This is a genomic window from Shewanella sp. 2_MG-2023, from assembly GCF_030548905.1.
Classification (GTDB): Bacteria; Pseudomonadota; Gammaproteobacteria; order Enterobacterales; family Shewanellaceae; genus Shewanella; species Shewanella electrodiphila.
This window is the reverse complement of record NZ_JAUOSO010000005.1, coordinates 181033-201497: the sequence shown is the minus strand read 5'-3', so window position 1 is coordinate 201497 and position 20465 is coordinate 181033. Positions and strand designations below refer to the sequence as shown.

General features: G+C 40.6%; 17 protein-coding genes. 8 read left to right on the top strand and 9 right to left on the bottom strand.

The window, feature by feature from the left end; genetic code table 11:
- Window positions 1-30: 30 nt before the first annotated feature.
- Both Q4600_RS07380 and Q4600_RS07375 read right to left on the bottom strand, forming a co-directional pair.
- On the bottom strand, window positions 31-1368 hold the full coding sequence (locus Q4600_RS07380) for a dicarboxylate/amino acid:cation symporter (protein WP_303514588.1): 1338 nt from the start codon (window positions 1366-1368) through the stop codon (window positions 31-33).
- Between the two features lie 173 nt (window positions 1369-1541).
- The gene (locus Q4600_RS07375; protein ID WP_229368548.1) at window positions 1542-1889 is read right to left on the bottom strand and encodes a hypothetical protein; all 348 of its coding nucleotides are present in this window, start codon (window positions 1887-1889) and stop codon (window positions 1542-1544) included.
- A 107-nt stretch (window positions 1890-1996) separates the two neighbouring features.
- Here Q4600_RS07375 and Q4600_RS07370 point away from each other — a divergent pair, with 107 nt between their 5' ends.
- Window positions 1997-2458 carry a GNAT family N-acetyltransferase gene (locus tag Q4600_RS07370; protein ID WP_248956229.1) on the top strand — a complete coding sequence of 154 codons (462 nt, stop codon included), beginning with the start codon at window positions 1997-1999 and terminating at the stop codon, window positions 2456-2458.
- Between the two features lie 118 nt (window positions 2459-2576).
- Here Q4600_RS07370 and Q4600_RS07365 read toward each other — a convergent pair whose 3' ends face one another.
- The 3 genes from Q4600_RS07365 to Q4600_RS07355 form a co-directional block, all read right to left on the bottom strand.
- The gene (locus Q4600_RS07365; RefSeq protein ID WP_102527826.1) at window positions 2577-3944 is read right to left on the bottom strand and encodes an L-serine ammonia-lyase; all 1368 of its coding nucleotides are present in this window, start codon (window positions 3942-3944) and stop codon (window positions 2577-2579) included.
- Between the two features lie 129 nt (window positions 3945-4073).
- Window positions 4074-5366: a serine/threonine transporter gene (locus tag Q4600_RS07360; protein WP_102527827.1), complete on the bottom strand. Its 1293-nt coding sequence runs from the start codon at window positions 5364-5366 to the stop codon at window positions 4074-4076.
- 320 nt (window positions 5367-5686) lie between these two features.
- A complete protein-coding gene (locus Q4600_RS07355) occupies window positions 5687-6472 on the bottom strand; it encodes a ribonuclease H family protein (RefSeq protein ID WP_102527828.1) in 786 nt (261 codons plus the stop codon).
- 125 nt (window positions 6473-6597) lie between these two features.
- On the opposite strand from Q4600_RS07355, the gene yjjX reads away from it, so the two are divergent.
- From yjjX to Q4600_RS07320, 7 genes are all read left to right on the top strand, one after another.
- Entirely contained in the window at window positions 6598-7137 is a 540-nt protein-coding gene (gene yjjX, locus Q4600_RS07350) for an inosine/xanthosine triphosphatase (protein ID WP_102527842.1), read from the top strand.
- An 80-nt stretch (window positions 7138-7217) separates the two neighbouring features.
- Entirely contained in the window at window positions 7218-8258 is a 1041-nt protein-coding gene (locus tag Q4600_RS07345; RefSeq protein WP_303514595.1) for an NADP(H)-dependent aldo-keto reductase, read from the top strand.
- 121 nt (window positions 8259-8379) lie between these two features.
- On the top strand, window positions 8380-9603 hold the full coding sequence (locus Q4600_RS07340; protein ID WP_248956233.1) for a cysteine desulfurase: 1224 nt from the start codon (window positions 8380-8382) through the stop codon (window positions 9601-9603).
- Between the two features lie 210 nt (window positions 9604-9813).
- A complete protein-coding gene (locus Q4600_RS07335; RefSeq protein ID WP_229368577.1) occupies window positions 9814-10197 on the top strand; it encodes a SufE family protein in 384 nt (127 codons plus the stop codon).
- Between the two features lie 41 nt (window positions 10198-10238).
- Complete coding sequence (locus Q4600_RS07330; protein ID WP_303514598.1) at window positions 10239-11426, top strand: membrane dipeptidase; 1188 nt, start codon at window positions 10239-10241, stop codon at window positions 11424-11426.
- An 841-nt stretch (window positions 11427-12267) separates the two neighbouring features.
- Window positions 12268-13233 carry an FAD:protein FMN transferase gene (locus Q4600_RS07325; protein WP_303514601.1) on the top strand — a complete coding sequence of 322 codons (966 nt, stop codon included), beginning with the start codon at window positions 12268-12270 and terminating at the stop codon, window positions 13231-13233.
- A gap of 31 nt (window positions 13234-13264) precedes the next feature.
- Complete coding sequence (locus tag Q4600_RS07320) at window positions 13265-14455, top strand: hypothetical protein (RefSeq protein ID WP_303514603.1); 1191 nt, start codon at window positions 13265-13267, stop codon at window positions 14453-14455.
- Between the two features lie 214 nt (window positions 14456-14669).
- On the opposite strand, the gene katB is transcribed toward Q4600_RS07320, so the two are convergent.
- From katB to Q4600_RS07300, 4 genes are all read right to left on the bottom strand, one after another.
- Entirely contained in the window at window positions 14670-16130 is a 1461-nt protein-coding gene (katB, locus tag Q4600_RS07315; RefSeq protein ID WP_303514605.1) for a catalase KatB, read from the bottom strand.
- A gap of 353 nt (window positions 16131-16483) precedes the next feature.
- Window positions 16484-16729 (bottom strand): YgjV family protein, encoded by a 246-nt coding sequence (locus Q4600_RS07310; RefSeq protein WP_102527833.1) that lies wholly within the window; start codon window positions 16727-16729, stop codon window positions 16484-16486.
- A gap of 83 nt (window positions 16730-16812) precedes the next feature.
- Entirely contained in the window at window positions 16813-17262 is a 450-nt protein-coding gene (locus tag Q4600_RS07305; protein WP_102527834.1) for a PaaI family thioesterase, read from the bottom strand.
- A gap of 149 nt (window positions 17263-17411) precedes the next feature.
- A complete protein-coding gene (locus tag Q4600_RS07300; RefSeq protein ID WP_229368540.1) occupies window positions 17412-19913 on the bottom strand; it encodes a S8 family serine peptidase in 2502 nt (833 codons plus the stop codon).
- Window positions 19914-20465: the final 552 nt, after the last annotated feature.

Here is a 20465-nt window from a genome sequence, read left to right as displayed (position 1 = left end):
TCGAAACGAATAAAACCAGTCAATAGAGCGCTAACTCGTTCGAATATTATCTTCTACTTTCTGCTTCATATCGACCTCAGCGTGTTGAGCAATAATCGCTGATTGCTCCATATCTGCATTGTAATGCTCTACATCAATCTCATCTTCAGAGCGGGCAATAATCGTTGTTGCCACTAAATCACCAGATACGTTAACCACTGTTCGCGCCATATCTAACACGCGATCGATACCGGCAATAATCGCTACACCTTCTAGCGGTAAACCAACTGTGGTTAATACTAATGTTAACATCACAAGACCCGCACCAGGTACGCCAGCGGTACCTATCGACGCAAGCGTTGCGGTTAATATAATGGTGATGTAATCAACCCAAGTTAAATCAATACCAAATGCTTGAGCGACGAACAATGCCGTTACACCTTGATAAAGTGCGGTGCCATCCATGTTAATTGTCGTACCAAGCGGTAATACGAAACTTGAAATCTTCTTGTTAATCCCTAAGTTTTCGCTAGCACATTTCATACTTACAGGTAATGTGCCCGCAGAGCTTGAAGTGGTAAATGCCACCGCCATTGCATTGCCGATGCCTTTGAAAAATTGAATCGGATTCAGTTTACCGAATGCACTTAACACTAGGCTGTAGAAACCTAAGATATGCAAAGCACAACCAACATAAACGGCAATAATCACTTTAATTAATGGCAGTAACATATCAAGGCCATACTCACCAGCAACCCATGCCATCAAGCCAAAGACGCCATAAGGAGCAAGCTTCATGACAAGATCAGTTAGCTTGAACATGGCCTCAGCTAAACTTTCAAATACTCGAATAGCGGGCTTACCGTGATCGCCTATCAATACCAGTGAAATACCCAAAGCAACTGCAAATACAATCACCTGTAAAATCTGACCACTTGCCAGCGCAGCTACAGGGTTAGTGGGTACGATATTAATCAAGGTGTCCATTAAGGTGGGCACTTCTTTCACTTCATTAATGATCTCACTAGTTTGTAAACCAAGTCCGGCTCCCGGCTGCATGATATTGCCAACCAATAAGCCAATGCTGATAGCAATAGAGGTTGTACCTAAATAAAATGCAAAGGATTTAAAACCAATTCGCCCCATCTTGGCGGTATCTTGCATCGAGGTAACCCCGACAATTAACGAACAAAATACTAGCGGCACAATGAGCATTTTAATGGTGTTAACAAATAAAGTACCAATCGGCTTAAGATAGCTTGCATCTTCGCCTAAGCTGACCCCAGCAATAATACCTAACACCATCCCGATAAGAATTTGTAACCATAACGGAACTGACATCCAGCGAGACCAAACTCGACTTGGCAGTGACGGAGCATGTTTTGACATGATGTAAACCTTGCAGATTGAGTAAGTGAGTTGTAATAATTTCGCGCCGAACGGCATATTGAGTTGATTTATGGCAATAATCAGCAGAATCGGCGCGGCATACTAGCACGACAATTACAATCAGATGGGTGATCTATATCATCTTACGCATCGCTAAAGTTTAATAAATAGCATTAAGCCTCGAAAATACACTCAACTCGCTCTTTTCCTACTTTTATAGGATAAAGCGCCGCAGGTGGGCGCTCTCTTTCAATCAAGTAACTCCAATAGTCATCATCAAAGCCAGCAAAAAGATTATCTTGCTCCCCACGCGCTTTTAATATTAGCCACCACCACACAATGGCCCATAATCCAAAAGTCATTAAGGTCAATGTAAAGTGCAGCACATGGTTAATTACCGGCTGTGAATTAGGAGTAGCTGCAAGATATGAAGCCTGCAATTGCTCGTTAATGGCGTAACTAATACGATTAGGATGCGCAAAGTAGCGGTATACTCTGAATTGATATTTTGATTTATTCATAGCATTCTCTCAAACCATACAAGATGAGTATTAAGCATAGCAGCTTAGACTTTAGTCGAATAAAAATGTCGTAAAAATATGCAACTCTTTCGCATCAAGGAGCCACAATGAAAATAAGAAAAGGCCAACTATCAGATTTAGCAGCATTAGTTGAATTTAACCAAGCCATGGCAATGGAGACAGAAAACTTGTCATTAGACAATGCACTGCTTACCAAGGGCGTTGACACTATGCTTAACAGCCCTGAAAAGGGTTTCTATTTAGTGGCCGAAATAGAGGGAGAAATTGCAGGTTCTTTAATGGTGACACTTGAGTGGAGTGACTGGCGCGCAACTAATTACTGTTGGATTCAGAGTGTTTATATTCGTCCACAAAATCGTCGCCAAGGGATCTATGCCAAGCTTTATCAAACTGTAAAAACCAAGGCTGCTGAAATGGGTGGCGCAGCAAGTTTCAGATTATATGTGGAGCACGATAATCTAGCTGCGCAGAAAACCTATGAATCATTAGGTATGGAGCAAAGCCACTACCTGATGTACGAAGAGCTTGCTGAAGGCTCAAAGGCATAACGTACAGCGAATAGAAATAACGCAATGAAGTGGACAATCTCGTAAACAAAAAAGGCTTTCATTTGAAAGCCTTTTTATTATTTAGAACACTAAACGAAGCAGATAAAACGGCACACATTTACGCACACAAATTAACCACTTTAATCGCTAAGCCGCCTTGGCTGGTTTCACGATATTTAACATGCATATCTTTACCGGTTTCATACATGGTAGCAATCACCTTGTCTAAGCTCACTCTCGGTTCTGAATTACGACGAAGCGCCATACGCGATGAGTTTATCGCTTTAACAGATGCAATAGCATTACGTTCAATACAAGGTACTTGAACTTGGCCTGCAACCGGATCGCAAGTTAGCCCCAAGTTATGCTCCATACCAATTTCGGCAGCCATACACACTTGTGCAGGTGAGCCGCCCATCAGTTCAGCTAAACCAGCTGCAGCCATTGAACATGCAACGCCCACTTCGCCTTGACAACCAACTTCAGCGCCAGAAATCGATGCATTGCGTTTATAAAGCGAGCCTACTGCAGCAGCGGCTAAAAAGTAACGGCTGCATTCTTTGGGTCCAACTTTTTGGATAAACTTGTTGTAGTAAGCCAGTACCGCAGGAATGATCCCAGCTGCACCATTGGTCGGTGAGGTCACAACCCTGCCACCAGCCGCATTTTCTTCACTGACCGCTAATGCAAATAAATTAACCCAGTCGATGATTTCCATCGGGTCATTGCTCACTTTTTCACTGCGAAGTAACTCTCGATGTAATGCAGGAGCGCGACGTGATACTTTCAAAGGTCCAGCTAAAACGCCTTCAGTATTACAGCCCTTTTCAATGGCATCTTGCATGGTTTTCCACACTAAACTAAAACCTGAATACATGTTTTCTTCGCTGCGAAAACATAATTCATTTTGCTTCATCAAGCCGCTGATGCTTAATCCAGACTGCTGACAATGAGCAACAAGCTCATCGGCAAAGTTGAAGTGAAACGGCACTTCAACACCATTAGAATGACTTTGGTTAAAGTCTTTTTCTTCAACAATAAAGCCGCCACCAATAGAATAGTAGGTGTTGCTATAAACACACTTATCACCACTCCATGCATGTAGCTTCATGCCATTCTCATGCAATGGCAAAGTATCAGGGTGGAATATTAATGCATCATGTGGAAAATCAACGTGGTGAATGGCATCACCAATAATGATTTCTTGGGTTTTCTCTACCTGTGCAATAAAAGGTTCAATGCTTTCAATTTCTACCGTTTCAGGTTCATTACCAGCAAGTCCCATAATAATAGCAATATCAGTATGATGACCTTTACCAGTTAAAGACAATGAGCCGTAAACATCAACGGTAAACTTAGTGATTTGTGTTAGTTGACCTTGCTCGATTAAATCATTAATAAAACAATTCGCCGCTTTCATCGGCCCAACGGTATGAGAACTAGAAGGACCAATACCAATCTTAAAGATTTCAAATGCACTAAACATAAATAAACCTCAATGCTCTACTGGCAAAGCAGCACAGCTTAAAACAAGAAAAAGAGGAGCACAGATTGCACTCCTCGAATAACCACTCACAACTAAAATGAACGGCTTAATACTGTTGATTAAAAGCGATTAGCTCATTAAACCAAATAGAATTGCCGTCATTGCTAACAGACCTGCAATCACAACAAATACGTTGCTGATACGACCACGATACGCTTTCAAAGCAGGCACTTTATGCACAGCATACATTGGCATTAGGTAAAGAATTGCCGCAATAATTGGACCACCTAACGCTTCAATCATGCCTAGAATGCTAGGGTTAATTACCGCAACAATCCAAATGCTGAAGAACATGAAGCCTAAGATGAATTTATTCAATTTTGCATCAGACACTTCTTTATTACTGCTACGTAATTGTTTAGTGATCATGCCTTTTAAGCCTTCAGTCGCACCTAAGTAATGACCAAAGAAAGAAGAGATAATCGCAATGAATGCAATGATAGGACCGAAGTAGCTAACAAAGCCGCTTGAATGAACATTGGCTAAGTAAGACAAAATAGCTAAGTTTTCACTTTTTGCTTCAGCAAGTTGTGCAGGGCTTAAAGACAATACACAAGAGAATACGAAGAGCATGACGAAACCAACAAGCATCATTGACGTGTTACGTAAAATCACGTCGGCTTTTTTGGCTGCATTGTCACCATGTTCACGTTTAAGTGACACTGAGAACTGTGAAATAGCAGGTGAATGGTTAAATGCAAACACCAGTACTGGAATAGTTAACCACACAGTACCAAGGAATTCACCAGCAGAAGGCACAACTTGTAATGCATCTAATTTCCAATCAGGGATCAGGTAGAAAGACATAAATGCAAGAATAGCCACAAGCGGATAAACTAAGAACTGGGTCACTTTCAACATGAATTTTTCACCCGCAACCATTACTGACATCATGCCAATAATCAGTACTGCAGATAAAATAATGCGTGGAGGTGAAGCAAAACCAAGCTGGTTTACGATGAAGCTATCTACCGTGTTAGTGATACCAACACCATAAATAAGCACAATAGGGAAAATAGCAAAGAAATACAGGACAGTAATGGCTTTACCTGCACTGACACCAAAATGCTCTTCAACCACTTGAGTGATATCACTACCAGGGTTTTTAGAAGAACAAACGAAGCGAGATAAACCACGATGAGCGAGGTAAGTCATAGGGCCGATGATGATTGCCATTAACACTAATGGCCAAAACCCACCCATACCAGCATTTATCGGTAAAAATAAAATACCTGCACCAACAGCGGTACCAAACAAACTAAGCATCCAAGTAGTGTCTTGGCGTGACCAGCCTTTTACTGGGGTTTGCTCTTCTTGAGCTGCAACTGCAACATCCTGCGCATTGATTGAATCTCTTTGCATAAAAATGACCTTAAATGAGGTAACTAATTTCACGGCGAAGAATATAGAATTCTAAATAGCGAAATATGATCTAGGTCATTTTTTGGCTCGACTTCCAAAAAATAATAAGCATTTTGCGAGCAAGATAGTCAACTGGTACGATCAGATAACAAAGTCATTAACAATGCTTAATATAAACATTAACAAAAGCACTAATAAAGCAACACCTAAAATAGCTGTAACTCTTATTTTATGTACGCTACAGCCACATTAAGTGATTTTTTATAAGTACGATAATACAGTTAAAATAAATATTATTGAGAATGTATATCCTTAAAAGGTTAACCCGTTCTAAGCGCTAAAATGGCACTTAAGTCAATCGGCTTATCATAGAGGGTAAAATCCGGATTCTTCTTATCGATGGCGTAAATTGACATGCGATCGGCAAGCTCATTACCTTCAATACCGATATGCGCTGCCACGTGAGCAATAGCCATGTTTTCTTTTATGCGATCATATAATTCATGGGCTTGTTGGATCACCTCCAAATTAGCAATATCTCCAGCAACTTTGCGTTTCCAACCTTTTGACTTCCAGCCGTACGCCCAGTTGGTAATACAGTTAATTGAATACTGTGAGTCACTCATTACCTTAACGCTTTGTTGTGCATTAATGCTTTTCTCAGCGACTAACAACGCTTGATATAAAGCATTTAGCTCTGCGCTGTTGTTGGTGCCGTTAGCATTATATAGCCCATACCATAACTCGCTGATTTGGCCTTGACGATAAACCGCCATACCAGAACCTGCTTTACCTGGGTTTGGCTCACAGCCGCCATCGGTAAATACGATGGTATCGTGAGTACTTAGATCGACCAGTTTAGTTTTGATCGATTCCACAGCATTACTTTTTACAGGCTTGTTATTACTGGCCGAGCCCGCTTTTGCTGTTGCTTTACCCATACTGCTAGCCGGTGATGCCGCAAATGCCGCTTTCGCTTGTGCCTCTGTAGGAAAAGACTTGTATTTCGCTTGGGGAAATTTATCTACCTGCTTTTTAGTGTAATCCCAACTGGTAAACACGCCCGTTTCTCGGCCTGCCCATACCACATAAAACTTCTTTGCCATGATGACTCTCTATATAAATCAGGTAATATGCTTAATGTGTCCAGTGTATCTTATGGCGCTATTAAAAATAACTCACCAAACAAAAAACTATGTCTGAACCTACTCATCTAGAAATTGAAACCACTATGAAGCAACTCATTATTTCCGTCGGCTCGAAAAACCCAGTTAAAGTTAACGCGGCTAAAGTGGCTTTTAGTCAATATTTTCCAGATCACAACATCATATGTCAGGGTATTCATGCGCCATCTTTAGTCGCAGATCAACCCATGACTGAAGCAGATACAAAACTAGGCGCAATAAACCGAGCCCAATATTGTCAGGCGCAACAGCAAGATGCAGATTTTTATATTGCCATGGAAGGTGGTGTAGATAATTTTGATCACGGACCTGCCACATTTGCCTATATGGCCATTTTGCATAAGCAGCAGTTGTCTGTTGGCCGAAGTGCTTTGTTGCCACTACCACTTAAAGTGTACCAGGCACTCGAACAAGGTGAAGAATTGGGACACGTCATGGATAGGTTATTTAATACCAACAACATTAAACAAAAAGGCGGCGCTATTGGCCTACTCACACAAGGACTGGCTACCCGTGAGAGTATCTATACTCAAGCCATTATTCTGGCTATGGCACCTTTTATCAATGCTGATATATTCAGCAATTAACGCTTTGCCCTCATTCGTCACTTTTTTTTATTGGCAAACATTGCTAACGTCAAACTAACTGCATTCCATAGGAGATATAAATGGAATATCAACGCATTCCGCATTCTAGCCTTGATGTTAGCAAGATATGTTTAGGCACCATGACGTGGGGAGAACAAAACTCCCAAAGTGACGCTTTTGAACAAATGGATTACGCCATTAATCGCGGCGTTAACTTTATTGATACTGCCGAAATGTATCCCGTGCCACCTAATGCTGAAAAACAGGGGGAAACTGAACGCATTATTGGTCATTACCTTTCACAGCGTGATAACCGTGACAATTTAGTCATCGCCACTAAAGTGTCAGCGGCAGGGCCTAAAAGTGACTTTATTCGCCCTAACATGGCACTAGATTGGGTTAATATTCATCAGGCTGTCGATGCCTCACTCGCACGCCTGCAAGTCGACACTATCGATTTATATCAATTGCACTGGCCTAACAGACACTGTAATTTTTTCGGTGAGTTTTTGTATGACCACTTAGATGATGAGCAGCAAACCCCTATTTTAGAAACTCTTGAAGCATTAGCTGAAGTTATTCGTCAAGGAAAAGTGCGCTACATAGGTGTATCCAATGAAACCCCGTGGGGATTAATGCAATACCTACGTTTAGCTGAAAAACATGGCTTACCGCGTATTGTCAGTGTGCAAAATCCTTACAACTTGCTTAATCGTAGCTTTGAATTAGGTATGTCTGAAATCAGTCATCGTGAAGAACTGCCATTACTGGCCTACTCTCCACTCGCATTTGGTGCCTTAACAGGTAAATATGAAAATAACCAATGGCCAGAACAAGCAAGGTTAACCGTCTTTAAACGCTTTGCGAGATATAACGCGACGCCAATGGCACTCGAGGCAACCCAAGCTTACGTCGACTTAGCTCGTGAATTTCATTTAAGCCCAGCTCAAATGTCATTGGCTTTCGTCAATTCGAGACGGTTTGTGGCTTCAAATATTATTGGCGCAACCAACCTTGAGCAACTTAAAGAAAACATAGATAGCCTTGATGTCAGTCTGACACCTGAATTGCTAGCAAGAATAAACCAGCTATCGAACCTTTATCGTATGCCCTGTCCATAAGCTAAAAGCCAGTTAAAGCTATTGTATACTTGCATTAAGCGTCACTTTCTATGAAGATCGTGACGCTTTTCTTTTTTTGGGTTAATGCCCAGTGTGATACTTCATTAATAATGAGCCTGCAATGACCATAGCGTTTGAACATGATGCGATAAGAGCCCAATTTCCTACATTAGCCCAGCAATTGGACGAAAGCCCTCTGTGCTATTTAGATACCGCAGCTACCAGTCAAAAGCCACAATCAGTCATCGATGCTATCAATCACTACTATCAATTCGATAATGCCAATGTTCACCGCGCTGCTCATCAGTTATCCGCCCGTGCGACGAAGCATTATGAAACCGTACGCGAACAAGTAAAAAGTTTTATCAATAGCGCTAAAGCTGAAGAGATCATTTTTACTCACGGCACCACTGAGTCAATCAACATGGTTGCTTATGGTATAAGTCAGCAAATTAGCGCAAATGATATTATTTTGGTGGATAGCGCTGCGCATCACGCCAATATTGTGCCTTGGCAAGAACTCGCTAAACGCACAGGCGCGACAATAAAGCCCATTCCACTGAATGACAATTTATCAATAGATCATTGCGCTTTTGAGCAACTATTAACTCTCTCGCCTAAGCTTGTCGCATTAAGTCATGTCACTAATGCCTTAGGCACAGTCAACGATGTAGCAACCTTAGTACAAAAAGCAAAATCAGCAGGTGCCATAACATTGGTTGACGGCGCACAAGCCATTGCTCATTTTGATATAGATGTTCAACAAATTGATTGCGATTTCTATGTATTCTCAGGTCATAAAATGTATGGCCCAACGGGCGTAGGCATCCTCTATGGCCGTTTCGCGCAACTTGATCAATTAGTGCCTATGCTGACCGGCGGTGAGATGATCAAAACAGTTAGCTTTACGGGTACAACATTTGGCAGTTTGCCTAATAAACTTGAAGCTGGAACACCTGCAATATCAGCAGTCATCGGTTTAGGTGCTGCAATCAGTTTTATCAATAGCCTACCTAAAGCGCAAGTCAGACAACATGAGCAATCTCTGCTGGAGTATTTACAACAGCAACTAACACAATTAGGTGACATCACCCTATATGGCGCAAACGCTAATAATACTGGTGCTGTTGCATTTAATCTTGCTAATGAACACCATCAAGATGTGGGTATCTTGCTAGACCAGCAAGGTATTGCAGTTCGATGCGGGCATCACTGTGCGATGCCATTAATGGAGCTTTTGGCCATAAAAGGTTGCTGTCGAGCATCCATAGGGGTTTACAACAGTAAACAGGATATTGACCAATTCATTGCTGCACTCGTCAATGTCAAAGCATTACTCTTATAATCAAGTAATAGATAGCATTTATGTCATCAAGTAATTGAGAGTATTTATATCATCAAGTAATTAATTGTGTTTGCAGCAATAAGACACCAATAATACCCATGAGTAAACGATCCATTTAAGAGGCTTTCCTTGAATACAAATAGCACATCTGACACCGCAATCTTACAACCTGCAGCAAGCGCTTTTTTACCATTAGATGAGAAAGTCTCACTGGCGGTTATTGCGATTGAAAATGCTAAGAATTGGCAAGATAAATATCGCCAGATCATGTTGGTAGGTAAAGTACTTGCACCATTAGCTGAAGCCTATAAAGTAGAAGCGGCTCAGGTGAAAGGTTGTGAAAGCCAAGCCTGGTTGTATCACCATCAACTTGAGTCAGCACACTTTTTTTGTGCCGACAGCGATTCACGTATAGTTAAGGGTCTTATTGCTATACTGCTAAGTGCAACCCATGGGAAGACCACCAGCGAAATTGCTAATTTCGACTTAGAACAGTATTTCACGCAATTAGGATTAAGTGGTCAACTCAGTCCATCTCGTACCAATGGGTTAACCGCACTAGCCAATGCTATTAAGCAATTTGCCGCAACATAATCAAGTTAACCATGATTACAAGCGTCTAAAAAGGAAACCACATGACAATAAGCGCTTGTAACCAAAGCCGCCGAACACTATTAAAGGGCATAGCAGCAGCCTCTTTACTATGCCCGCTTTACAGCTCATCTGTACTTGCGCAATCCAAAAAACGACTTTATATCGATGGGCTCAGTTTCTTACCCGAAAACCTTGATGATGTCCGCGCCTCAAAACTCGATGCCTACATTTGCGATATTTCAGATATTGAAGCCATTACCCAAGCAGACGGTACCACCAATTATAAGCGCAGTTATAAAGCTTGTATCGCCAGTATTAAAAAGGCAGAAAAAATCGTTAATGATAACCCAACGATTTTAATGCAGGGCTTAAGTGGTCGCGATATCGCCATTGCCCGAGAAGAGCAGCGCACTGCAGTTTACTTTCAAATTCAAGGCGCTGACTGTGTTGAAGACGATAGTTTTGACGATAATGAAGGCGAAAACAGCGAGCATTGGCAGCATTTAAATGAATTCCATCAGCACGGGTTACGTGTTCTACAACTCACCCACCATTATGGCAACCGCTTTGCTGGCGGCGCGCTCGATAATGATGGTACTCAAGGATTAAATAAACCGCTGACAACAGATGGCCAGCAATTAATTAGTGCGCTAAACCAACGTAATATTTTGATTGATGTGAGTCATTCAAGCCCTCAAACAGCACTTGATACCGCAAAAGCCAGCACCATGCCTATTGTGCAAAGCCATGGCGCTGTACGCTCTATTGTGAATAACGCTCGCTGTTCGCCCGATGAAGTCATTCGAGCGATTGCCGATACAGGTGGTGTGTTTGGGGTATTCATGATGAGTTTTTGGCTCACAAATGAGCCTGTACCCACTCTTGATGATTACATTCGTCAACTTGATAGAGTCGCCAGAATTGGTGGCGTAAACGCAGTAGCCATCGCCAATGATTACCCTCTACGAGGTCAAGAGAACTTATTAGCATTAGATAATAACAATGCAGAAGGCGTTAAACAGTATCACGCTTGGTGGCAAAGTTTAGCTGAAAAGAATGTCTTGGGCTTTGAAAGTCTACCGCAACATGTGGTTATTCCTGAACTCAACAATATCGATAGAATGAGCCGTATTGATGATGCGTTAGCAAAAGCGCGCTACAAATCGAGCGATCGAGACCGCTTCTTAGGTGGCAACTGGCAAAGAGTGTTAAATAAAGTACTGGTTTAACCCTAACAAACTCATCGTTATTTTTATAAATAAGGAAACTCGCTAGTCAATCCTAGTAATAGGTAATAAATACATGATTAGCTAGTTTTCATTTTAAATACTTTGTAAGCAGTAAACAAAGTTATTTAACTTTTACCCTTTCGCATTACTCTTTCATCTATTTTTAAACTACACTTATTATATTCTGTACTTAAATTTATTATATACTTAGGGCTTAGATTTTCAGTTTTACTTTAATTAATTTATTTAAACACTTTTACTTAAACCAATTTAATCAAATATAACTAGCGAAAACCAGCATTCATCTTAAACGCTTTTAATGACCCCGATGATTTCTATATTGTGAACATCTTCACCCAATAACAATGGATATATATCAATTGTTAACCGATTCTTAACGAGCCATTCCCACCGCATTGAATTCCACATTGCAGAAGAGGTCTTTCACTTTCCGCAATCGGTATATTTCAATAAAATTTTTTCGACTCCAAATAAAATAAATAAATCTACTACAGAAACCACAAGTGCAATATGTCAAATATAAAAGCATGACATCACTCACACTAAAAACAATCACAACTAGCCCGCTGCATAATTTAAATACAAATTAACTACCGCTAATAAATAAACAATGAAACTAGATCTAGATCAAAAACTATTTAATAACCTGACTTCTCACCCAAATTAATTTACAAAACTGCAGAATTATGAATTTTAATTTTACAAAAAAAAATCAGAATATAATCTAGTTGTACAAAGTAAATATACGTAGAGATTTGTCAGCGATATGAATGATCTATTTTTAAAATTTCTAGTGTCAATTTTCACATTGGGTTTATTAGTGACTAATGCTAATGCACAAGATATGAGAACTGTTCATGGTCAAACCATGGGTAATAAATATAAAGTCACCTGGAAAGAAGACAAAATCACTGCCGCAAAGATGGCGAATATTCGCTCACAAATTGAAGTTCGTTTAGAGACCGTCAAGCAATCCATGTCCACTTGGCGTCAAAACTCTGAAATAAGCCTCATAAATCAAGCCCCAAAAAACACTCCAATTAAAATCAGTGCTGATTTTGAACGCGTCATCATTGAAGCGATTCGTATCGCTGAATTAACTAACAATACTCTGGATGTCACCGTTGGACCTTTGGTGAATCTATGGGGGTTTGGTCCCGATGGGCGCATCCAAGACTTACCATCAGATCAAGCAATCATTGATGCAAAAAAGAGCATTGGCATTCAGCATATCCAGCTAACTAATCACTCATTAACCAAATCAATAGATGGACTTTATATCGACCTCTCATCCATTGCTAAAGGCTATGGCGTTGATGTGATAGCAGAGGTCATGGAGCAAAACAATATTCATAACTATCTTGTCGATATAGGTGGAGAACTGCGCATTAAGGGATTGAGCCTTGATAACCAAGAGTGGACAGTAGGTATCGACAAACCGTTTGCTTATTCAAGCGGGCAAATGGAAATCATTACTCCTGGTAACTCAGCTGTCGCAACATCAGGCGATTACCGCAAGTATTTTGAAAATAATGGCCAGCATTTCTCACATTTAATTGACCCACGATCAGGAAGGCCCGTTTCTCATACCGTCGTCTCAGCGACGGTTATTGAACAATATTCTATGACTGCTGATGCACTGGCTACCGCCTTTATGGTGCTCTCAGTACAAGAATCATTGGCCATTGCCAATGAACACCAAATCCCAATCATGATAATTGAGGATAAGTTTGGAAAGTTGATTACTCACCATTCTGAAAGTTTTAAAAAATACATAAAAAATTAGTTAAAAAAACGATAAATAGGGGAATTTTTAGATGAACAATAAATTTAAATTAAGCGTTCTTTGTATCGCTGTATTAGGCCTAACAGCTTGTAGTGATGATGATACAGATACTTCTGGTCTTGAAAGCCAAATCAAACAACTTGAAAGCCAAAATGCCGAGTTAAATACGCAAAATACTGAGTTAACTTCTACAAATGCATCTTTAGTTGAGGACAATGCCAGTCTAACCACAAAAACAGAAGAACTGCAGACTAAAGCTGTTGGCTATATTTCAACATTCAGCCACCAATGTGCTGAAGAAAATGTCATGTTCGACTATATCGATCCTAATGCGCCAATTGATGAAGAGCCATTAGTCTCTGCTTTTGCTTCTGCAATGGCATCGGATGACTGTATGAGCTGTCATAACTACGAAGGCAGCGATCCAGCTAATGTGCCACATGGTGACTACGGTACATGTAGCAACTGTCATGAAAATCCACATGATGAAACACCACCTGTCGATCCTGGTAATCCACAAGATCCAACATTCCCTCAACCAGAAGGTGATGGCAGTAAAGTTGATGGTAAGACTGGTGCCTCAGGTTCTTTCTATTACAACGATGGCTCATTCTTAAATGCAGATTACTTAGCGCAGCGTTTAAATGGCAGCATTTACAATTATGAGTGGAAAGAAGTTTCTGATGGAACGGGTGCAAAAACGTTAAAAACAGCTTGTGGCTTACAAAACCGCGAGTACATGGCAGACATGTTCCCGAATGATGGCAAAGAATACCAGTTAAGTGCAATCAAAAACCAAATGGGCGCTAAGCTAGTTTCGACAGTAAACAAATTTACAGATGATGAGACAGCTGAAGAAGTTGAAACGCCAAACATTGCTATCTTTGGCTATGGCATGAAACAAGAAGAAGACGGTCATTACTATGTTTCCATGAGCATTGGTAAAAACAATACTTGTTATAACGTCATCAATGAAGGTGAAGCTAGCTTATCATATTACGAGTACTCTCCAATGCTTTCAGCTAAGTTTGAGCGCAACATGGGAGCCCGTATTTTAGGTACCGTTGACTTCAAACGCACAGCATTGAAAGCACCAGACTGGGTGACAGAAGTACCAGGTCTTGGAGCTGGAGAAGACTTCACGCCTGCTGATGTTGATTGGACTACTGTTGGTGCATGTTCATTAGTCATCAAAGTAGATGGCATTATTCCATTAGGATAACGCCTACCCTTTTGTCAAACTAAGATAATGCCAAAGCGCTTCTAGACTCCCATAGAAGCGCTTTTTTATCTCTACAGTAAGAATAGTGCAGATAATTCAACGTTAATACAGCTTTAAGCCTTCACTAACAAACATAAAAAAAAGGAAGGTATATACCTTCCTTTTACTCGTTAAAATCACTTTATAGCAATAAAAACAACTTACACTTTAAAGATTAACCCTTTAAAAGTGCGTTAACTCGTTGACCATAATCTGCGTCTGCTTGAGTAAAGTGCGCAACCATTTTCTGTTGTACATCTGCAGTCACTTGACTCAACGTTCCAGCAATAGTTTCAACTAAACGTTGCTTCTCTTCTTCACTGAAAATACGGTACAGGTTACCCGCTTGCGTATAATCATCTTGGTCGTAACGGCTATATCTGTCAGCTTCGCCATCAAGTCTTAACGGTGGCTCTGCAAATTGACTCGTATCTTTAAGGCCACCATCTACCGTATTAGGGCCATAGTTTGCGCTTGAATCAGCACCGGTTTGCGAGCCATTGTAAGGACATTGAGTCCCAGCCATTGCACCAGCACGTTGATGATGATTGGCTTTAGCTGCGTGCGGACAGTTCACAGGTAACTGATTGTAGTTAGTCCCGATACGGTAACGCTGAGCATCTGCATACGAGAACAAACGTGCTTGAAGCATTTTATCTGGCGATGCGCCCACACCTGGTACAAAGTTACTTGGTGCTAAGGCAACTTGCTCAACTTCAGCAAAATAGTTTTCAGGCATGCGGTTTAACTCAAGTTCACCAATTTCAATCAGTGGGTAATCAGAATGCGGCCAAACTTTAGTTAAATCAAATGGGTTGATAGCATACGTATTCGCTTCTGCTTCAGGCATAATTTGCACATTCACAGTCCATTTAGGAAAATTACTATCCGCAATGGCTGCAACCATGTCGCGTTGTGATGAATCAGGATCAATGCCTTTTAGCACGTCGGCTTGTTCACCAGTTAAGTTCACTACACCTTGCTGTGATTTAAAATGGAACTTAACCCAGAAACGTTCACCTTTTGCATTCCAGAAAGAGAATGTATGCGAACCGTAACCATGCATTTGACGATAGTTAGCTGGGATACCACGGTCTGACATTAAAATTGTCACTTGATGCATGGCTTCAGGGTTTAATGACCAGAAATCCCACATCGCTTGAGGATCTTTTAAATTGGTTTGCGGGTTGCGCTTTTGAGTATGAATGAAATCAGGGAACTTGATCCCGTCTCTTAAAAAGAAAGTCGGTGTATTATTACCAACAATGTCATGGTTACCCTGCTTGGTATAAAAACGCAGACCAAAACCACGAGGATCACGCTCAGCATCTGCGCTACCCATTTCTCCACCTACTGTAGAGAAACGAATAAACGTCTCAGTCTCTTTACCTACGCCGTTAAAATGTTCTGCAATGGTGTAATCACTAAGATCTTTGGTTAAGGTAAATTTACCGTAAACACCTGTACCTTTTGCATGTACGATACGCTCAGGGATCCTTTCGCGGTTAAAATGAGCAAGCTTTTCAATTAAATGCCAATCTTGCAGTAATAGCGGCCCGCGTTCACCAGCAGACAGAGAGTTTTGATCGTCGGCAATTGGAGCGCCATTCTGGCTTGTTATGTAGTTATTGTTCATTTTATTTACCTTTAAATTATTCAGCTAGTAACCATTGTTCAATTAAATCAAATACTGTTGCCACGATATCTCTCCTGGCTGTGTTTCATTGAATTCATAATACCAATCGAAGATTAAATGTAAAAACGATTAAATTTGATTGCCTTGATTGATAAATACGATTAAACAAATAAAAAAAGAGCGATGCATTGCATCACTCTTTTTATAATATTGTACGACTTAATAGCTGAGTTTGATCTAAAACAACAATAAATGTAAGTTATGTATCAATACTTTACAGACTGGTAACTTAATAAGTTATCTCTTAAAATGCAGCCGCATAATAATTTAACCAGCGTAACCCAATAGCCTTTCTAATTGTCTACAGGCTTGGACGGCTCACGATATAGTTTAACTAAATAGTATGCATCTATAAGTACAATAAAAAAGTTAACTAAGGCAACAGGGATTGCGTCAATAGCCAATCCATAGGCTACAAATAGTGCAGCACCAATTAAATTCCACCAGCGAAGTTTTTTGATGTTCGACATCATCAACGAAATCGCGACCACGACAGAAGCGAGGTAGCCTACCCATTCCCAAATTGTTGCAGCTTCCATTCATCACCCTTCTTTAAAAGCATCATATTGTCAGTGTAGTTAATTTTAATCATTCACACAGGTTCAAGTTTCGACAGTTATGTTTATTTAGTTGATTTACGTGCTACAACGGCTGCTGTCATTCTCGAAATACAACACAACTCACCAGCGCTGTTAGTTATGAGCACTTCCCAGACAGAGCTTCTTTTGCCTATGTGTACCGGCTTAGTTGTGGCAATTAATTCGCCTTTACGCGATGCTTTTAAGTGATTAGCATTGATTTCTTGACCAACACAGTAAAAGTTTTCGAAGTCGACAACAAAGTTAGCTGCGTAACTGGCAACAGTTTCAGCAAGTGCGACATTGGCACCACCATGAACAATACCAAGAGGGTTATGCACTGAAGGATCGGCTGGCATTGTTGCCACCATATAATCATCACCAATTTCAGTCACTTTAATCCCTAGTGTTTTCATCAAGGTGCCCTTTCCATGCATCCCGATATCCATTTTGGCACAATCTTCTAATGTAACTTCTCTAAACCAAATACTCATGACATCCATCCAAAGTAATAAATTATCATTAGTCTACTGATTAGCCTTTTAATATCAAAGCATTTACAAAAAATGCTTATATATAAAAAGGGATGGCAAGCCATCCCTTTCTTTCATTTTCACTCTATTTACATAGAATTATTGAAACATTAAAAAACTGCAACAATAGGATCTGAGCATAAGCTAGACTCTGTTTCACATATTTTATAAGTCACTTCTGCTGGCGCGTCAGTGAAACGATCGCGGAAGCGACCATCATTAGACGTTGTAGACACCATGACATCATCACGATAGATAGCGACATCATCACCCACTGCACCACTCCAAGTTAAATCGACTAGCGCACTACCTCGGCGAGACTTCATTGTGCGTGTAACTGCTGCATCAATTGAATATTCAAATACTTCAACATCCATAGAAACAGTATCAGTCTGCGATTCGCTATCAGTCACAACAAGAGAAACAGTGTACGTTCCACCAGCTGCATACATATAAGCAGGAGAGACATCTGAAGACATATTGCCATCACCAAAATCCCACTCGTAACTGACAATATCATCGTTAATATCTGAACTAGTATTGGTGAAAGTCACCATTAATCCATCAACATCATAATCAAAACTTGCCAGAGGCGCTGCTGGTGCTGCTTCACCTAGCGCAGAAATATCGAGTCCCCAGCTATTAAGTGCACCTGTATCGCCACCAGCATTATCTGAAATTGACAGGGTCCACGTACCAGCAGCAACTTCACCATCAAACTCAGATAAACTCCAAGTCTGAACTAAGTCATCAGTATTACCGCCAGCACGATCGTGTAACACTGCCTCTGTACCATTTGGTGAGGTTAAGGTTACGATTAGATCACCGATCCAAGTATGTGAAATATCGACATTAACTGCTAAATCAAAGATTTGAACAGGGTCAGCGATTTCAATCGTACTTGTGATAGTGGTATTGTCTGAAATATCAACTGGCGTATCATTACCGTAAGTAAAGTCATTTAATCCAGCCGGATATACTGTCAACGCAACGGCTTTATCTTTGACTGTCATACCGTCATCGGCAGATACGGTCAATACATAATTGCCCCAAGCAGCATCGTCTAATGTCGCCACATCGAGGGTAAAATTATCACCAGCCATTGCGGTGGCGGTTGATAAACTGACACCATCTAACGCTGGAGAAGCCGATACAGTTAAACTCACTTGATCATCCCAACCAGCAATACTGCCAACAGAGAAGTCATAGCTAACAGCACTACCCGCTTCTACCGACTGCGAACTTGGCGAAGCTGATAAATTAAATGAAGGATCAGGATCTGCTGCATCTAAAGCATTTGCGACATTCAATCGGGTACCTGCAACAGTTAAACCCGTTAAACCAGCATTAACTTCACCTGAATCCATTAATAGCTGCTTCATTTCAACAGCGCCAATATCAGGTGCAACAGACCAAACTAATGCTGCAGCCCCGGCGACATGTGGCGTGGCCATAGAAGTGCCTGAAATAGTGCCATAACTATCATTAGGGAAAGTTGATAAAATCGATGTGCCTGGCGCCCCCATATCAACACTTGTAAGGCCCCATTGTGAAAAGTCCGACATTGCATCATTTCTATCAGTACTCGCAATAGAAAGTACAACATCTGAGTCATAACTTGATGGATAATGTGGATTAACATCATTATCTATGGCGTCATTACCCGCTGCAGCAACAAATAAGATGCCTTGATCACCTGCCGATTCAATGGAATCTTTAAGTGCTTGGCTAAATCCACCGCCACCCCATGAGTTGTTTGTCGCTTTAACATCAACACCATGATTAACTTTTAAGTTAGTAAAATAATCAATACACGCTATGGCGTCTTCAGTACTCCCCGTTCCACCATCTGATAGGAACTTACAACCAATCATAGTGACGTCCCAGTTAACGCCCACTACACCAACACCATTATTACCAGTCGCACCTATAGTGCCCGCAACGTGAGTACCATGGCCATTGCCGTCCATAGGATCACCAGTACCTGTTGTAGGGTTATAGCCATGAATGTCATCGATTACGCCATTGCCATCGTCATCAATGCCGTTTCCTGCAATTTCACCTGGGTTTACCCACATATTGGCAACGAGATCAGGATGGTTATAGTCAACACCAGTATCAATCACACCAATCACCACGTTACTACTGCCCGTGGTGATGTCCCAAGCAGCCACTGCATCAATGTCAGCTCCAGAGGTTCCTCCTGATTGGCCTGTATTATGTAAGCCCCACATATCAACAAAACTAGGATCATCTGGCATTCCTAGTGCTCTATATGTGTAGTTAGGCTCAGCATATTTAACCGCAGGGTGTTTACTGATCATTTTAATCGCGGCATCTAAATCACTGCCACTTTTTAACTCAAGTTTTGCAAGACGACCTGATAATAAATGTTGAAATTTATCATCAATACCATCTAAATTCTTATCGGTTAACGTACCGTTCACTAAACGCTGTGCTGAAAGTCTTTCAAATTTAGTGACATTATCTTTATAAACCACAAGAATTTGATCTTTCTTGTATTCAACTTTGTTTTTAGCGATTGCAGGGGCAACATTTAGTGCCATAGTAGAAGCAATTGCAATTGCAATTGGAGTCATTGTTTTTATCATTTCTGGCTTTCCTATATTCCATTATTAATTCCCAGAACCGGTACCTCAACACTGGTAGCTTTTCCATTAGCCTATTAAGCGAGTTGGTTTTCCACGAAGTGAAACCCGGAATTGTTGTAGCCTTTTGATTGTTGTCATAATGAAAGCAGAATAAAAGTAGCTAAACCTTAAATAGTAATAAACTACTAATCCTATTAGTGTAAGCAATTCGCCTACAAACGAAAAGCAACAACACAAAACCAAATATAACAACAACTTAAAATTTTGTAGTACGAAAGTTCTCTTGTTAAAAACCCTCAAAAATATAGCCATTCTTCCGATTGAGATAACTCTCTTCAATCCGTAAGTTAACTCTGTAACTTGTCAAATCAGCTAAAGGATGCGGTTTAGTAATCAAATACGTCAGCAAAGAATTAAACCGATAAAGAGATATCGAATAAGCAATTTCTTAGGTTTATATTTTGATTATTAATGCCCTAGCTAATTCATATTGATGAACGTCAATAACAAGTTTACTTACTTGCTCACCTTCAAATATCAGATAATCAACAT

What these genes read in the sequence shown, in the direction of transcription:
- Q4600_RS07380 (WP_303514588.1), bottom strand. Translation starts at nt 1,368, where the DNA reads ATGTCAAAACATGCTCCGTCACTGCCAAGTCGAGTTTGGTCTCGCTGG.
- Q4600_RS07375 (WP_229368548.1), bottom strand. Translation starts at nt 1,889, where the DNA reads ATGAATAAATCAAAATATCAATTCAGAGTATACCGCTACTTTGCGCAT.
- Q4600_RS07370 (WP_248956229.1), top strand. Translation starts at nt 1,997, where the DNA reads ATGAAAATAAGAAAAGGCCAACTATCAGATTTAGCAGCATTAGTTGAA.
- Q4600_RS07365 (WP_102527826.1), bottom strand. Translation starts at nt 3,944, where the DNA reads ATGTTTAGTGCATTTGAAATCTTTAAGATTGGTATTGGTCCTTCTAGT.
- Q4600_RS07360 (WP_102527827.1), bottom strand. Translation starts at nt 5,366, where the DNA reads ATGCAAAGAGATTCAATCAATGCGCAGGATGTTGCAGTTGCAGCTCAA.
- Q4600_RS07355 (WP_102527828.1), bottom strand. Translation starts at nt 6,472, where the DNA reads ATGGCAAAGAAGTTTTATGTGGTATGGGCAGGCCGAGAAACGGGCGTG.
- yjjX (WP_102527842.1), top strand. Translation starts at nt 6,598, where the DNA reads ATGAAGCAACTCATTATTTCCGTCGGCTCGAAAAACCCAGTTAAAGTT.
- Q4600_RS07345 (WP_303514595.1), top strand. Translation starts at nt 7,218, where the DNA reads ATGGAATATCAACGCATTCCGCATTCTAGCCTTGATGTTAGCAAGATA.
- Q4600_RS07340 (WP_248956233.1), top strand. Translation starts at nt 8,380, where the DNA reads ATGACCATAGCGTTTGAACATGATGCGATAAGAGCCCAATTTCCTACA.
- Q4600_RS07330 (WP_303514598.1), top strand. Translation starts at nt 10,239, where the DNA reads ATGACAATAAGCGCTTGTAACCAAAGCCGCCGAACACTATTAAAGGGC.
- Q4600_RS07320 (WP_303514603.1), top strand. Translation starts at nt 13,265, where the DNA reads ATGAACAATAAATTTAAATTAAGCGTTCTTTGTATCGCTGTATTAGGC.
- katB (WP_303514605.1), bottom strand. Translation starts at nt 16,130, where the DNA reads ATGAACAATAACTACATAACAAGCCAGAATGGCGCTCCAATTGCCGAC.
- Q4600_RS07310 (WP_102527833.1), bottom strand. Translation starts at nt 16,729, where the DNA reads ATGGAAGCTGCAACAATTTGGGAATGGGTAGGCTACCTCGCTTCTGTC.
- Q4600_RS07305 (WP_102527834.1), bottom strand. Translation starts at nt 17,262, where the DNA reads ATGAGTATTTGGTTTAGAGAAGTTACATTAGAAGATTGTGCCAAAATG.
- Q4600_RS07300 (WP_229368540.1), bottom strand. Translation starts at nt 19,913, where the DNA reads ATGATAAAAACAATGACTCCAATTGCAATTGCAATTGCTTCTACTATG.